This is a genomic window from Bradyrhizobium hipponense (assembly GCF_008123965.1).
Lineage (GTDB): Bacteria > Pseudomonadota > Alphaproteobacteria > Rhizobiales > Xanthobacteraceae > Bradyrhizobium > Bradyrhizobium hipponense.
On sequence record NZ_VSTH01000121.1, the window covers coordinates 12,853 to 26,281 of the forward strand.

The 13,429-nt window shown below is 65.0% G+C and carries 13 protein-coding genes; 6 read left to right on the plus strand and 7 right to left on the minus strand.

Annotated elements, in window-relative coordinates; translation table 11 throughout:
• Window positions 1-22: 22 nt before the first annotated feature.
• Both FXV83_RS30660 and hpaR read right to left on the minus strand, forming a co-directional pair.
• Entirely contained in the window at window positions 23-799 is a 777-nt protein-coding gene (locus FXV83_RS30660) for an HpcH/HpaI aldolase family protein (protein ID WP_187436278.1), read from the minus strand.
• Between the two features lie 300 nt (window positions 800-1,099).
• Window positions 1,100-1,618, minus strand: a complete 519-nt coding sequence (gene hpaR / locus FXV83_RS30665; RefSeq protein WP_148743320.1) for a homoprotocatechuate degradation operon regulator HpaR — start codon at window positions 1,616-1,618, stop codon at window positions 1,100-1,102.
• A 128-nt stretch (window positions 1,619-1,746) separates the two neighbouring features.
• Here hpaR and hpaH point away from each other — a divergent pair, with 128 nt between their 5' ends.
• The 6 genes from hpaH to FXV83_RS30695 all read left to right on the plus strand — a co-directional run bounded on the left by hpaH (window position 1,747) and on the right by FXV83_RS30695 (window position 8,323).
• Window positions 1,747-2,553: a 2-oxo-hept-4-ene-1,7-dioate hydratase gene (gene hpaH, locus FXV83_RS30670; RefSeq protein ID WP_148743321.1), complete on the plus strand. Its 807-nt coding sequence runs from the start codon at window positions 1,747-1,749 to the stop codon at window positions 2,551-2,553.
• A 31-nt stretch (window positions 2,554-2,584) separates the two neighbouring features.
• On the plus strand, window positions 2,585-2,983 hold the full coding sequence (locus tag FXV83_RS30675) for a 5-carboxymethyl-2-hydroxymuconate Delta-isomerase (protein ID WP_148743322.1): 399 nt from the start codon (window positions 2,585-2,587) through the stop codon (window positions 2,981-2,983).
• Window positions 2,976-4,514, plus strand: a complete 1,539-nt coding sequence (hpaE, locus tag FXV83_RS30680; RefSeq protein ID WP_148743323.1) for a 5-carboxymethyl-2-hydroxymuconate semialdehyde dehydrogenase — start codon at window positions 2,976-2,978, stop codon at window positions 4,512-4,514. Before FXV83_RS30675 ends, hpaE begins: the two co-directional genes overlap by 8 nt.
• 128 nt (window positions 4,515-4,642) lie before the next feature.
• Complete coding sequence (hpaD, locus tag FXV83_RS30685; RefSeq protein WP_148743324.1) at window positions 4,643-5,626, plus strand: 3,4-dihydroxyphenylacetate 2,3-dioxygenase; 984 nt, start codon at window positions 4,643-4,645, stop codon at window positions 5,624-5,626.
• A gap of 174 nt (window positions 5,627-5,800) precedes the next feature.
• On the plus strand, window positions 5,801-6,670 hold the full coding sequence (locus FXV83_RS30690; protein ID WP_148743325.1) for a fumarylacetoacetate hydrolase family protein: 870 nt from the start codon (window positions 5,801-5,803) through the stop codon (window positions 6,668-6,670).
• A gap of 24 nt (window positions 6,671-6,694) precedes the next feature.
• Entirely contained in the window at window positions 6,695-8,323 is a 1,629-nt protein-coding gene (locus FXV83_RS30695) for a thiamine pyrophosphate-dependent enzyme (RefSeq protein ID WP_148743326.1), read from the plus strand.
• A gap of 99 nt (window positions 8,324-8,422) precedes the next feature.
• On the opposite strand, the gene FXV83_RS30700 is transcribed toward FXV83_RS30695, so the two are convergent.
• The 5 genes from FXV83_RS30700 to FXV83_RS30720 all read right to left on the minus strand — a co-directional run bounded on the left by FXV83_RS30700 (window position 8,423) and on the right by FXV83_RS30720 (window position 13,375).
• Window positions 8,423-9,667: an MFS transporter gene (locus FXV83_RS30700; protein ID WP_148743327.1), complete on the minus strand. Its 1,245-nt coding sequence runs from the start codon at window positions 9,665-9,667 to the stop codon at window positions 8,423-8,425.
• 57 nt (window positions 9,668-9,724) lie between these two features.
• Window positions 9,725-10,378, minus strand: a complete 654-nt coding sequence (gene alkB / locus FXV83_RS30705) for a DNA oxidative demethylase AlkB (RefSeq protein ID WP_148743328.1) — start codon at window positions 10,376-10,378, stop codon at window positions 9,725-9,727.
• Window positions 10,379-10,417: 39 nt separating this feature from the next.
• A complete protein-coding gene (locus FXV83_RS30710; RefSeq protein ID WP_148743329.1) occupies window positions 10,418-11,164 on the minus strand; it encodes a 2OG-Fe(II) oxygenase in 747 nt (248 codons plus the stop codon).
• Between the two features lie 182 nt (window positions 11,165-11,346).
• Window positions 11,347-12,033, minus strand: coding sequence for a DUF2848 domain-containing protein (locus FXV83_RS30715; RefSeq protein WP_148743330.1), 687 nt, complete (start codon window positions 12,031-12,033; stop codon window positions 11,347-11,349).
• The gene (locus FXV83_RS30720; RefSeq protein ID WP_148743331.1) at window positions 12,026-13,375 is read right to left on the minus strand and encodes an amidase; all 1,350 of its coding nucleotides are present in this window, start codon (window positions 13,373-13,375) and stop codon (window positions 12,026-12,028) included. The genes FXV83_RS30715 and FXV83_RS30720 overlap by 8 nt, the downstream gene beginning before the upstream one ends.
• Between the last annotated feature and the right edge of the window lie 54 nt (window positions 13,376-13,429).

Consider the following 13,429-nt stretch of genomic DNA (forward strand, 5'->3'; position numbering starts at 1 on the left):
GGGGAGAGGGAGAGGAGAGAGCTCACGCCTTCCCGGCCGAATCCTTCCGGGTCGCGTTGACCTGCATCTTGGCGTAGGTCGTCATCAGGCCGACCTCGTTCGACAGCGTCACCAGCTTGAAGCCCATGTTGATGGCGCGCGCGGCGCCTTCGGCACCGCTGCAATGGATGCCCGGATTGAGCCCGCGCTTGCCGCACTCCTTGATGATCTTGTCGTAGATCGCGAGGATCTCCGGCTCGGTGCGATCGAGCTTCGGCTCGAGGCCGTAGGAGAAGCCGAGGTCGGACGGGCCGATATAGACGCCATCGAGGCCCTCGACATCGAGGATCGCTTCCATATTCTCGACCGCGGTCCTGGTCTCCATCATCGGCAGCAGCACGATATCGTCGTTCGCCGTCTTCTGGTAGGAGCCCGCGGTTCCGTACATGCCGGCGCGGATCGGGCCGTTGGAGCGCACGCCCTTCGGCGGATATTTGGAATAGGAGACGAGGTTCCTGGCTTCTTGGGGCGTATTGACCATCGGGCAGATCACGCCATAGGCGCCGCCGTCGAGCACCTTGCCGATGATGCCGGGCTCGTTCCAGGGCACGCGAACCATCGGCGTGATCGGATGCTTGTCCATTGCCTGGAAGCATTGCACCATCGACAGGTAGTCCTGCACGCCGTGCTGCATGTCGACGGTGACGCTGTCGAAGCCGCATTGCGCGATCATCTCGGCCGAGAAGCCGGAGGGAATCGCGAGCCACGCGTTGACCACGGCCTTGCCCGACTTCCAGATTTCCTTGACCTTGTTCGCCACGTTGCCTTCCTTCTTTGTTTGTTGGACCTTCGTCACCATGACGAGCGCTACGACGGCGCGATCCGCTGTTACCGCTAACTGGATCGCCGCGCTACGCTCGCAATGACGCAAGACCTATGCAGTCGCCCTCTGGATGCTGACTTCGCTGACGCCGACCTCGCGGGCGGTGTTCACTATCGCCGCCCAGGTGTCATCCGGCAAGGGTGGAGCCGATCTTGAGCGGATCGGCTTTGGGGGACTTTGAGCGAAAAAATGCGGCGATGTCCATCGCTCTCGCCGCGCGCACGCGCATATCTGGGTTCACTCCTCGGCTATTGCCTCGTCGGAGGCACCAAGTTCGGCGAGACTCCGTTCGAGCTCGGCCAGCATGTCCTGCAACTCGGCGAGCTTGCGTGCACCATAGCGTCGCGTGATCTCGGAATAGATCGCCTCCGATGACGGCGCGACGGAAGCCATCAGCTTCACGCCTTTCTCCGAGATCGAGACCATGCTGCGGCGCAGGTCCGCTTTCGCGGTCTTGCGCTCGATCAGATTGCGCGCCTCGAGATCGCGCAGGATACGCGACAGGCTCGGTCCGAGCAGGAACGCCGTGCGCGCGAGTTCCGTGACCTCGGCCGCCTCGATCGCCGCAAGTGCCCGCAAAATGCGCCATTGCTGCTCGGTCAAGCCGTGCTCGCGCAGCGAAGGACGAAATTGCCGCATCACCGCCTCGCGCGCCCTGAGCAGCGACATCGGCAGCGAGCGCGAGAAGTCGCGCATCGGCACCTGCCGCGCGGCAGTCGCGCCTGCGTTCGCTGGATCAGCCGGTCTCTTCGCCATGATACCCCGCCTTCAGGCCGCAAAATGTTTGCAGTGCAGCAAGATCAAATTGTGTTTGACGCATTCGCTTAACATGTTAAGTACTTCTCCAGCACCACGATTTGTAAGATCACACATTGTAAGATCACATGGCGCTTTCCAACGACGATATCCAAGCTTGCGCGAAGCGTCTGCACCAGGCGGAGAGGACCCGCACGCAGATCCGCCAGCTCTCGCAGGACTTCCCCGACATCAGCATCGCCGATGCCTACGCGATTCAGAAGGCGTGGGTCGATGTCAAGATTGCCGAAGGACGCATCGTGAAGGGCCACAAGATCGGCCTGACGTCAAAGGCGATGCAGAGCACGCTCAACATCGACGAGCCTGATTCGGGCGTGCTGCTCGACGACATGTTCTTTGCCAACGGCGGGCTGGTTCCAACCGGGCGCTTCATCGCGACGCGGGTTGAGGCCGAGCTCGCCTTCATCATGAGCAAGCGTCTCTCCGGTCCCGACTGCACGATGTTCGACGTGCTCAACGCCACCGACTTCGTGGTGCCGGCGCTGGAAATTCTGGATACGCGGATCGAGCGCGTTGATCCCGCAACCAAGGCGACGCGAAAGATCTTCGACACCATCGCCGACAATGCGGCCAATGCCGGCATCGTGCTGGGCGGCCGGCCGATCCGCCCCTCGGAAGCGGATCTGCGCTGGATCGGCGCGCTCTGTTTCAAGAACGGTCAGCTTGAGGAAACCGGTCTTGCCGCCGGCGTGCTCAATCATCCCGCCACCGCCGTCGCCTGGCTCGCCAACAAGATCGCGCCGCTCGGTCTCGCGCTGGAGCCCGGGCAGGTCGTGCTCGCCGGCTCCTTCATCCGCCCGATCGAGACCCGCAAGGGCGACACAATTCAAGCCGACTATGGCGCCTACGGTTCGGTGAGCTGCTACTTCGCCTGACGAACAAAAAGACACAGGAAGTGAAACCGCCATGCCGCATTTCACGATCGAATATTCGGCCAATCTCGAGGGCCGCCTCGACATCGGCGCGGCGTGCGAGCTCGTGCGCAAGGCGGCGGTCGAGACCGGCATCTTCCCGCTCGGCGGCATCCGCGTCCGTGCCATTAAGTGCGAGCATTATGCGATTGCGGATGCCCGCCAGGACTACGGCTTTCTCGACATGGTGCTTCGCATCGGCGAGGGCCGCGACCTTCCGACCCGCAAGAAAGCCGGCGAGCATGTGTTCCAGGCGCTCTCCCGACATCTCGATCCCGTCTTTGCCGCCAGCAAATTCGCGTTGTCGTTCGACATGCAGATCAACGACAAGGATACCAGCTGGAAGCGCAACAACATCCACGACGCCCTGAAAGTGGAGGCCGCCCATGGATAAGCCCGCGCCGAAGGCCGATATGTTCCAGGCCAACCGCGACCGTGTCGCGCCGCTGCTCAAGAAGCTCCGCGCCGACGGCATCGGCCATTTGATCGACGGCAAGACCGTTGCCTCGATCTCGGGCGAGAGCTTCGAGACCAGGTCCCCGGTCGACGGCGCAACGCTCGCGAGCGTCGCCCGCGGCAACGCCGAGGACGTCGATCGCGCGGCCACCGCCGCTGCGCTTGCCTTCAAATCCTGGCGCGACATGGCGCCTGCGATGCGGAAGAAGCTGCTGCATCGGGTCGCCGGCGCCATCGAGGACAATGCCGAAGACATCGCGGTGCTCGAATGCATCGACACCGGCCAGCCCTATCGCTTCATGGCCAAGGCTGCAGTCCGCGCTGCCGAAAACTTCCGCTTCTTCGCCGACAGATGCGGCGAAGCCCGCGACGGCCAGAACACGCCGAGCGATGAGCACTGGAATATCTCGACGCGGGTGCCGATCGGCCCCGTCGGCGTGATCACGCCGTGGAACACGCCGTTCATGCTCTCGACCTGGAAGATTGCGCCTGCGCTCGCGGCCGGCTGCACCGTCGTGCACAAGCCGGCCGAGTGGTCGCCGGTGACCGCGGATATCCTGTCGAAGCTCGTCAAGCAGGCCGGCGTTCCCGATGGCGTGCTCAACACGGTTCACGGTTTTGGCGAAGAGGCCGGCAAGGCGCTGACCGAGCATCCCGCGATCAAGGCAATCGGCTTTGTCGGCGAGAGCGCGACGGGCTCCGCCATCATGAAGCAGGGCGCGCCGACGCTGAAGCGCGTGCATTTCGAGCTTGGCGGCAAGAACCCGGTGATCGTGTTCGACGACGCTGACCTCGACCGCGCGCTCGATGCGGTCGTGTTCATGATCTACTCGCTCAACGGCGAGCGCTGCACCTCTTCGAGCCGCCTGCTGATCCAGGCCAGCATCGCCGAAAAATTCGTCGAGAAGCTGACCGCGCGGGTGAAGGCGCTGAAGATCGGTCATCCCCTCGATCCCGCGACCGAGATCGGGCCGCTGATCCACGAGCGGCACCTGGCAAAGGTCTGTTCCTATTTCGACGTCGCGCGCCAGGATGGCGCTGTGATCGCCGTCGGCGGCAAAGCCTATGACGGGCCCGGCGGCGGACATTATGTCGAGCCGACGCTGGTCACCGGCGCGCATGGCAAGATGCGAGTGGCGCAGGAAGAAGTGTTCGGTCCCTTCCTCACCGTTCTTCCTTTCCGCGACGAGGCGGATGCGATCGAGATCGCCAACGACATCCGCTATGGCCTCACCGGCTATGTCTGGACCAACGACTTGGGCCGCGCGTTGCGTGTCGCCGACGCGTTAGAGGCCGGCATGATTTGGCTAAACTCGGAAAACGTCCGCCATCTGCCGACGCCGTTCGGAGGCATGAAGGCCTCAGGCATCGGCCGCGACGGAGGCGACTATTCGTTCGACTTCTATATGGAAACTAAGCACGTCTCGCTGGCGCGGGGCACGCACAAGATTCCGAAACTGGGAATTTAGGGAATCGGTCACTCCGGGGCGATGCGAAGCATCGAACCCGGAATCCATTCATCCACCGACTCTGCTGCACGATGGATTCCGGGTTCGGCTCTTCGAGCCGCCCCGGAATGACTCCGAGGGGAAACGCAATGCCCGTACCGCAACACGTCTTCGAGCCGCCGTTCAACATCATCCGCTCCAGCCACGCCGTGCTTGACGTGACCGATTTGAAGTTCAGCCGCGAGTTCTACGAGACCACCGTCGGCCTGCATGTCGAGGACGCCGACGACAATGTGGTGTACCTGCGTGGCGCCGAGGAGCATCAGCATCACTCGCTGGTGCTGCGCAAGGCGGCCGCTCCCGCCTGCAACCGGCTCGGCTTCAAGGTCGGCAACGACAAGGATCTCGACAAGGCGGCTGCGTTCCTGTCCGAGAACGGCCTTGGCTACGCCTTCGTCGACCAGCCGTTCCAGGGTCGTACCCTGCAGTTCACCGATCCCTTCGGCTTCCGGATCGAACTCTACGCGTCAATGGACCGGCGGCCGCATCTGCTGCGCCGCTACGATCTCTACAGGGGTTGTCATCCGCAGCGGCTCGACCATTTCAATGTCTTTGCCGCCGAGGTGCAGGACACCGTCGATTTCTATGCCCGGCTCGGCTTCCGTCTCACCGAATATGCCGAGGAGGACGGGCCGAACGGGCGCATCGCCGCGGCCTGGATGCATCGCAAGGGCAACGTCCACGACTTCGCCATCACCAATGGCAAGGGGCCGCGGCTGCATCATTTCGCCTATTGGACGCCGACGGCGATGAACATCATCCACCTCTGCGACGTCATGGCGTCGCAGGGTTTCGTCAAGAACATCGAACGCGGTCCCGGACGCCACGGCATCTCGAATGCGTTCTTCCTCTATGTCAGGGATCCTGACGGCCACCGGCTCGAGCTCTACACCAGCGACTACTTTACCGGCGATCACGACCACGAGCCGCTGCGCTGGTCGCTGCGCGACCCGCGCCGTCAGACGCTGTGGGGCGCACCAGCCCCGCGCTCGTGGTTCGAGCAGGGCTCGCCGTTCGCAGGGCAGACTGTGCGCGAGCCGAAATTCGTGGCCGACGTGCTGGTGGCGGATTGATGCTTGTGACAATTAAGAACTCTCTCCCGTCGTCCCGGCGAAGGCCGGGACCCATAACCACAGGGAGAAGTTTGACGAAGGTTGGTCGTTCGGGATTGTCATTGCGCACGACCGGTAGATCACGCGGTATGGGTCCCGGCCTTCGCCGGGACGACGAGAAATAGTGAGCTGCCCATGAGCCTCCCTCGCCTCGCCACCTATTCCGTCAACGGTGCAACCCGCTATGGCGCCGTCGTGGACGGCGGCATCGTTGATCTCTCCGCGCGCCACGCCAAGGATTATCCGACGCTGCGCGAGGTCATCGCCGCCGGCAAGCTCGCGAGCCTCGCGCAAGAAGCCGCTGGCCGCGCGCCGGATCATGCGCTCAGTGACATCACCTGGCTGCCGCCGATACCCGCGCCGGAAAAGATCATCTGCATAGGTGTCAACTATCCCGACCGCAACGCCGAGTACAAAGACGGCCAGGAGGCGCCGAAATATCCGAGCATGTTCATGCGGAGCCCACGGTCCTTCGTCGGCCATGACACGGCGCTGGTGCGCCCGCGCGCCTCGGCGCAGCTCGACTATGAGGGCGAGATCGTGCTGGTGATCGGCAAGGCCGGCCGGCACATCGCCGAAAGCGCGGCGCTCGATCACCTCGCGGCGCTCACGCTCTGCAACGAAGGCTCGGTGCGCGACTGGCTGCGCCACGCCAAGTTCAACGTCACGCAAGGCAAGAACTTCGACTCGAGCGGCAGCCTCGGACCGTGGCTCGTGCCGTACATGCAGGAATCGCAGATCGCCGACATCCGCCTGACCACACGCGTCAACGGCGAGCTGCGCCAGGACGACCGAACCAGCCGGCTGATGTTCCCGTTCCGCTACCTCATCAACTATATCTCGACCTTCGCGACGCTGGTGCCCGGCGACATCATCGTCACGGGCACGCCGACCGGCGCCGGCGCGCGGTTCGATCCGCCGCGCTATCTGAAACCGGGCGACGTCGTCGAGGTCGAAGCCGAGGGCATCGGAGCTTTGCGCAACGGCGTCGTCGACGAAGCCTGATCAGCGAACGAATGGAATTAAGCGATGACCACCCTCACCGGCGGCGAAGCGATCGTAAGCGGCCTTGTCGCCCATGGCGTCGACACCGTGTTCGGCCTGCCCGGCGCACAGGTCTACGGCCTGTTCGACGCCTTCCATCAGGCCCAGCTCAAGGTGATCGGCGCCCGGCACGAGCAGGCCTGCGGCTACATGGCGTTCGGCTATGCGCGCTCCAGCGGCAGGCCCGGCGTGTTCAGCGTGGTGCCCGGCCCCGGCGTGCTCAACGCCAGCGCGGCGCTGCTGACTGCGTACGGCTGCAACGAGCCGGTCCTGTGCGTCACCGGACAGGTGCCGACTCAGTTTCTGGGCAGGGGCCGCGGCCATCTGCACGAGATGCCGGACCAGCTCGCAACGTTGCGCACCTATGTCAAATGGGCGGACCGGATCGAATATCCCGGCAACGCGCCGACGGTCGTCGCGCGCGCGTTCCAGGAGATGACGTCCGGACGGCGCGGCCCCGCCTCGGTCGAGATGCCCTGGGACGTCTTCACGCAGCGCGCGGACACGGCGGCCGCAAGGGTGCTGGAGCCGCTGCCGGCACCCCTGCCCGACCCTGATATGATCAAGCAGGCAGCCGCGCTCATCAGGAACAGCAAGGCGCCGATGATCTTCGTCGGCAGCGGCGCCATCGAGGCGCGCGAGGAGATCCTCGAACTTGCCGAGATGATCGATGCGCCCGTCGTCGCCTTCCGCAGCGGCCGCGGCATCGTCTCCAACGCCCATGAGCTCGGGCTGACCATGGCGGCCGCCTACAAGCTGTGGGCGAAGACCGATTTGATGATCGCAATCGGCACCCGCGCGGAACTGCCGGCATCGGGCTTCCGCTGGCCGTATCAGCCGAACGGGCTGAAATCCATTCGTATCGATATCGATCCGGCCGAGATGCGCCGGGTCGCCTCCGATGCCGCTGTTGTCGCCGACGCGAAGGCCGGCACGGCCGATCTCGTCACAGCCGTGAAGAAGGTCGGCTTTGCAAAGAGCAGCGGTCGCCGCGCGGAGATCCGCGAGGCTACCGCGAGCGCGCAAGTCGAGATCCAGCGCATCCAGCCGCAGATGGCTTATCTGAACATCCTGCGCGAGGTGCTGCCGGCGAACGCGATCGTGACCGATGAATTGTCCCAGGTCGGCTTCGCCTCCTGGTACGGCTTTCCGATCTACCAGCCGCGCACCTTCATCACCTCTGGCTATCAGGGCACGCTCGGCTCGGGCTTCCCGACAGCGCTCGGCGCCAAGGTCGCCAATCCGGACAAGGCGGTGGTAGCGATCACCGGCGACGGCGGCTTCATGTTCGGCGTGCAGGAGCTCGCCACCGCCGTACAGTTCAACATCGCCGTGGTGACGCTGGTGTTCAACAACAACGCCTACGGCAATGTCCGCCGCGACCAGCGCGAGCGCTTCGACGGCCGCGTGGTGGCGTCCGACCTGGTCAACCCGGATTTCGTCAAGCTTGCGGACTCCTTTGGCGTTGCCGCGGCGCGCGTGACTTCGCCGGATCAGTTCAAGGCGGCGATGGAGAAGGCGCTGGCCCATGGCGGGCCGTACCTGATCTCGGTCGAGGTGCCGCGGGACTCCGAAGTGAGCCCGTGGGCGTTCATTCACCCGCCGAAGCCTTGATCCTCATGGTGAGGAGGCGCGGAGCGCCGTCTCGAAACATGAGGGCTCGGGCACCGCATCTCGGCCTCTCCTTCGAGACGTGCGAGAAGGGCGCGCTCCTCAGGATGAGGAGTTAGTTTTTTCGATCAGGCCACCCTGAAGCCGCGCGGCAGCGATCACGAGCAGGCCGGCGCCTGCGACCGACCAGCAGGCGACCGGCGCCCACTGCAGCAGCGGCGCGTAGTCCGGCATCTTCTGCAAGCCGCCGGCAACCGCCGCCATCCGCGCAAACGTGCCGAGCGCGAGGGCCGAGAATACCAGGCCCGTCACCTTGCCTTCCGCGCCCGTCGCGCCGATCGCGAGCGCGGCGGAGACCGCGCTCATCAGCATGCAGCCCCAGGCGACGCCCGCCAGGAATTGCGCCGCCGTCAGAACGCTGAGGCTGCCGGCGAGCTCGGCGGTTACGATCGCCAGCGCGCCGAACAACCCGGCCGCGCCCATCACGATCAGGCCACCGCGGTGCTTGACGACCAGGCTCGCCGGAAACATCGCGATGTTGAAGCCGATCCAGAACACCGGCATCAGCCATTGCAATTGGTCGGGCTTGGCGAAGCGGAGGTAGAACGGCGCGCTGTTCATGGCGAAATGGAGCTGGTAGCCGAGCGCGAGCGCCACCATCGCAACGATGAAAGCGATCGGGACGAGACCGAGCGGCTTGGCGGCTTCTGCCGGCGCCGGTGGCGAGGTGTTGCGCGCAACGTCGTACTCGATCCGCGACAGCGCGAGAGCCGTGAGGAGCAAAACGGCACTGGAGATCACAAAGGGCAGCCGCGCGTCGTGCTCGCGCAGGACCACGCCGAGATAGGGCGAAATCGCGCCCGCGATCCCATAACCCAGCATCGCCAGGGCCGCGAGCAACGGCACCTGAGGCTTTGCGCGGTACCTGCCGAGCAGGGTCAGCGGCGGCGCGCGCAAGGCCGAGGAGGTGATCGACCAGACCACGATCAGTCCGATGAACGCGGCCTGTGCGGCAGCGCCAGCGCCGGCCACGAAGGGAAGCGCCACGAAAGCAGCGCAGGAGACTGCCGCCATCAGGCCTACGAACAGACCAAGCCTGCCGACGCGGGGCGCAATCTTGTCGGCAGCTACGCCCATCGCGGTATCAGCGATGGTGAAGATCGCCTGATCGAGCATCAGGATGAGAATGACGGTCGTCGGCGCGAGACCGACTTCGGCGGCAAGTCTCGGCAAATAGATGGCATAAGTCGTCCAGCCCAGCGTGAACACCAGTTGCAGCACCGCCAGATACACCCCGGCGCGCTTGGCGCTCGCGCCGGCCGCCGCTGACAATTGTGCCTTGGTCATGTCGCCGCCTCCCCCCGAGCGGCAAGCCTAGACGAGAGGTGGCCCGGAGGAAATGCGTCAGCGGGTCCGACGGAACGTCAGATTGATCCGTTGCCGCCCGAGCAGCGCGTGCTCGCCCTCGGCGAGGGGCGCCACGCCGTGATAGGCGAGCCGGCTCGGCCCGCCCCAGACCACGACGTCGCCATGGACCAGCCGAAAGCGGCGCGGCTTGTCGCTGCGCGCCATGCCGCCGAACAGGAAGGTCGCGGGCAGCCCGAGCGAGACCGAGACGATCGGTGCGGACATATCCAGCTCGTCCTTGTCCTGGTGCAGTGACAGCCGCGTGCCGGGTTCGTAGCGATTGACGAGACACGCATCGGGCGCAAAGCCTGTGAAGCCGCCCTGCTCCGCCGCACGCAGGGCGAGATTGCGGAACACGGGTGGCATCGCGGGCCATGGCGTGCCGGATCGCGGATCGATCGGATCGTAGCGATAGCCGGTGTGATCGGTGATCCAGCCGCGCTCACCGCAATTCGTCATCGCCACCGACATCTGATAACCGCCCGGCGTGGTCATCCGCCGAAACGGCGACTGCGCAGCGATCGCATGCACGGCCGCGATCAACTCCTGCTCGATCGGCTTGGCAAATCCGCGCAACAACGCGGCGCCGTCAGCGATCTCCTCGCGCGACGGCTGCGCCTCGGCAAGACTGTCGAACAAATCCGCCGTCAATCCTCGGCCTCACTCAGCATGGTTTACTTGTCGCATGGTTTACTTGGCGTCATGAAAGATCACACCCAGCGTGTGGCGCTGGCCGGACCTGAGACGGCTGACGCCATGGCGCAGGTTAACGCGGTAGGTGCCACGTGTCCCCTGCACCGGGCGCTGATGCACAGCGAAAGCCACCGCATCGCCTTGCGTGAGCGGCACGACCTCGGCGCGGGATTGCATGCGCGGGCGCTGCTCGGTCAGCACAAACTCGCCGCCGGTGAAGTCGCGTCCCGGCTCCGACAGCAGGATCGCGACCTGGAGCGGGAACACGTGCTCGCCATAGAGGTCCTGGTGCAGGCAATTGTAGTCGCCGGCCTCATATTGCAGCAGCAGCGGCGTCGGCCGGTCCTGACCCGCCTCGTGGCAGCGCTTCAGGAACGCCGCATGCGCGGCAGGATAGCGGATGTCGATTCCCATCGACTCGTTCCAGCGATTGGCGACGCCTTGCAGGTGGGCATAAAGCGCCGGCCGCAACTGCGCGATCAGATCTGGGAGCGGATAGGAGAAGTATTTGTACTCGCCGCGACCGAAGCCGTGGCGGCTCATGACGATGCGGCTGCGGAAGTGCGGGTCGTCCGGGTAGAGCGCAGCGACGGCGCGGCATTGGTCGGGCGTGAGCAGGCCCTTCAGGACTGCGCAGCCGTGGGAATCGAGTTCGCTGGTGATTTGAGGCCAGTCGAGGGCATCGACGCGGGCGGCAAGGTCGACGGATGGTTTATGGGATAATTTGCGTGCTGTTGCTGTCATGACTACGACCTTCGCAATACGCCCCCTCTGCTGCCACCCGATTTCCGACTGCTTCCCCGTCATTGCGAGCGAAGCGAAGCAATCCAGAGTCCCTCCGCGAAACGAGTCTGGATTGCTTCGTCGCAAGGGCTCCTCGCAATGACGGCGGAGGGAGCTTCGCTCGCAATGACGGTGGAGAGACGTCAGCCCCGCACCGGCAGCGTCACCACGTCGTAGGCGTGCCGAATCGTCCGCTTCAGCACGGGATCCTTCAGCTCGAACTCGAAGCGGTCGGCGGGGCGGATGCCGCCCTTTGCGGCGAAAGTGCCGCCGAACATGGCGCAGCCGTCGGGCAGCTTCTCACCGCCAAAGCCGCGCGCGATGAGGTCGTCAACCGGCAGCATCGCGTCCAGCGTGCCCTCCTGGTAGAGCACGCGCTCGCCGTTGATCCAGGCGTAGGAACGCAAGGTCATCTTATCCCAATGACCGATCACGTCCTCGAGCTCCCACAGCACCGGCGCGATCGGCTTGTCGCACATCTGCTTGGACACCGTGACGTTGTAGGCCTCGACCTTGCGGTCGGTGTGGTCGGAGCCGCAGCCAACGAAGATACGGCCCTGCCAGCCGATCAGCACGAACTCGACCTCGCCCGAGGAATCGCCGCCGCAGCATTCGATGCTGTCTTCCATGGTCAGCCGCCGCGCCGAGACGCGGTAGTAGATCGGCGTCGAGGCCGGCCGGGCGATGCCGACGGCCTCCAGCTCCGCGATATGCTTGTCGCGCGCGACGGGATCGCGGCCGGTCCAACCGGCGATGACGGCCTGGTCGATCGCCAGCGTCAGCGGCGTTGTGGTGTCTTGGGCGTCGACGGTGAAAGTCAGGTCAAACACGAATTACGGCCTCCATGCCGGCAGCAAGTTCGAAAATACGGCGATCCGATCCACCGCTACCCGCCAGCATCAGGCCAACGGGAACGTCGCCCTCGCGATGTGCTGGGAGAGAGATGGCGCAACCATCGATCATGTTGATCAGGGTGCAATTGCGCAAGGCCCGCAGGTTCTCGGTGGTGAACGCCTTGTCGTCGGCAAGGTCGGCGATCTTCGGCGGCGTGTTGGCGGTGGTCGGCAGCACCAGCGCGTCGTACGACGCGATGCGTGCATTGACGCGCGCGATCAGCGAGCGGCGCTCGTTGAGGAGGTCGATGTAGTCGGCCGCGCTCTGCGCCTCGCCGCGCATGATGCGCACGGAGACTCTGGGGTCGTAGACGTCGCCCTTTGCGGTGAGGAGATAGCGATGCCAGGCGTAGCTTTCGGACGCGGCAAAGCCGCCCTTGGCGTTCATCGGCCCGATGTCGTGGAACTCGGCCATCTCGATGCGCTCGATGATGGCCCCATGACCGGACAGCGACTTCAGCGCGCGCTCGAACGTCTCGGCCACTTCAGCGTCGAGATTGTCGAGCGCGATCGTGGTCGGCACCGCGAGCCGCATGCCCTGGACCGGTCGCGGCCTCAGCGGGACGATCGGCTCGTTCGCCAGCACTGCATCGAGTATGGCACAGCAACTGACCGATCGCGCCAGCGGTCCGATGCTGTCGAGCGAAAACGACAGCGGCACTGAGCCGTCGAGGGGCACGCGCCGTTGCGTCGGCTTGTAGCCGACGATGCCGTTGAAGGCCGCCGGAATCCGGCAGGAGCCGCCGGTGTCGGTGCCGAGCGCGCCATGCGCCATGCCGTCGAGCACGGACACCGCCGCGCCCGAGGACGAGCCGCCCGGCACATGTCCCGCGGCCCGGTTCCAGGCACCTTTCGGTGTGCCGTAATGCGGGTTGATGCCGATGCCGGAATAGGCGAACTCGGTCATGTTGGTCCGCCCGATCAGGACAAAACCGGCCTGGCGCAGCCGCGCAACTGTCGCGGCGTCATGTTCGGCCGGCGGGGAATCGTCGAGCGCGCGGGAGCCGGCGCGCGTGACCTGCCCCTTGATGTCGAAGAGGTCCTTGATCGAGATCGGGATACCGGCATAACGCGACGGCGCTGCCTTCACCTTGCGCAGGCCATCCATAGCATCCGCAGCGGCAAGCGCCGCATCCTTGTCGACACGGAGGAAGGTGCGCTGGCCCTCGCCCGCCGGATCGGCGATCTTGGCGAGGCACGCCTCGACCAACTTGCGGGAGGTCGTGCGGCCGCTCTCGAGGTCTTCGGCGAGCTTCGCCAGTGTCGGAAAATCGGGCATGTCTGTCTCACGGAATATTTCGCGCGCAATCTATAGCGCCGCCTCAGTTCGACA

Excerpts from the sequence above, each read along its gene's own strand:
- FXV83_RS30690 (WP_148743325.1), top strand. The coding sequence starts at position 5,801 with ATGAGCCTCCCTCGCCTCGCCACCTATTCCGTCAACGGTGCAACCCGC.
- hpaE (WP_148743323.1), top strand. The coding sequence starts at position 2,976 with ATGGATAAGCCCGCGCCGAAGGCCGATATGTTCCAGGCCAACCGCGAC.
- FXV83_RS30720 (WP_148743331.1), bottom strand. The coding sequence starts at position 13,375 with ATGCCCGATTTTCCGACACTGGCGAAGCTCGCCGAAGACCTCGAGAGC.
- FXV83_RS30700 (WP_148743327.1), bottom strand. The coding sequence starts at position 9,667 with ATGACCAAGGCACAATTGTCAGCGGCGGCCGGCGCGAGCGCCAAGCGC.
- hpaD (WP_148743324.1), top strand. The coding sequence starts at position 4,643 with ATGCCCGTACCGCAACACGTCTTCGAGCCGCCGTTCAACATCATCCGC.
- FXV83_RS30695 (WP_148743326.1), top strand. The coding sequence starts at position 6,695 with ATGACCACCCTCACCGGCGGCGAAGCGATCGTAAGCGGCCTTGTCGCC.
- hpaR (WP_148743320.1), bottom strand. The coding sequence starts at position 1,618 with ATGGCGAAGAGACCGGCTGATCCAGCGAACGCAGGCGCGACTGCCGCG.
- FXV83_RS30710 (WP_148743329.1), bottom strand. The coding sequence starts at position 11,164 with ATGACAGCAACAGCACGCAAATTATCCCATAAACCATCCGTCGACCTT.
- FXV83_RS30675 (WP_148743322.1), top strand. The coding sequence starts at position 2,585 with ATGCCGCATTTCACGATCGAATATTCGGCCAATCTCGAGGGCCGCCTC.
- hpaH (WP_148743321.1), top strand. The coding sequence starts at position 1,747 with ATGGCGCTTTCCAACGACGATATCCAAGCTTGCGCGAAGCGTCTGCAC.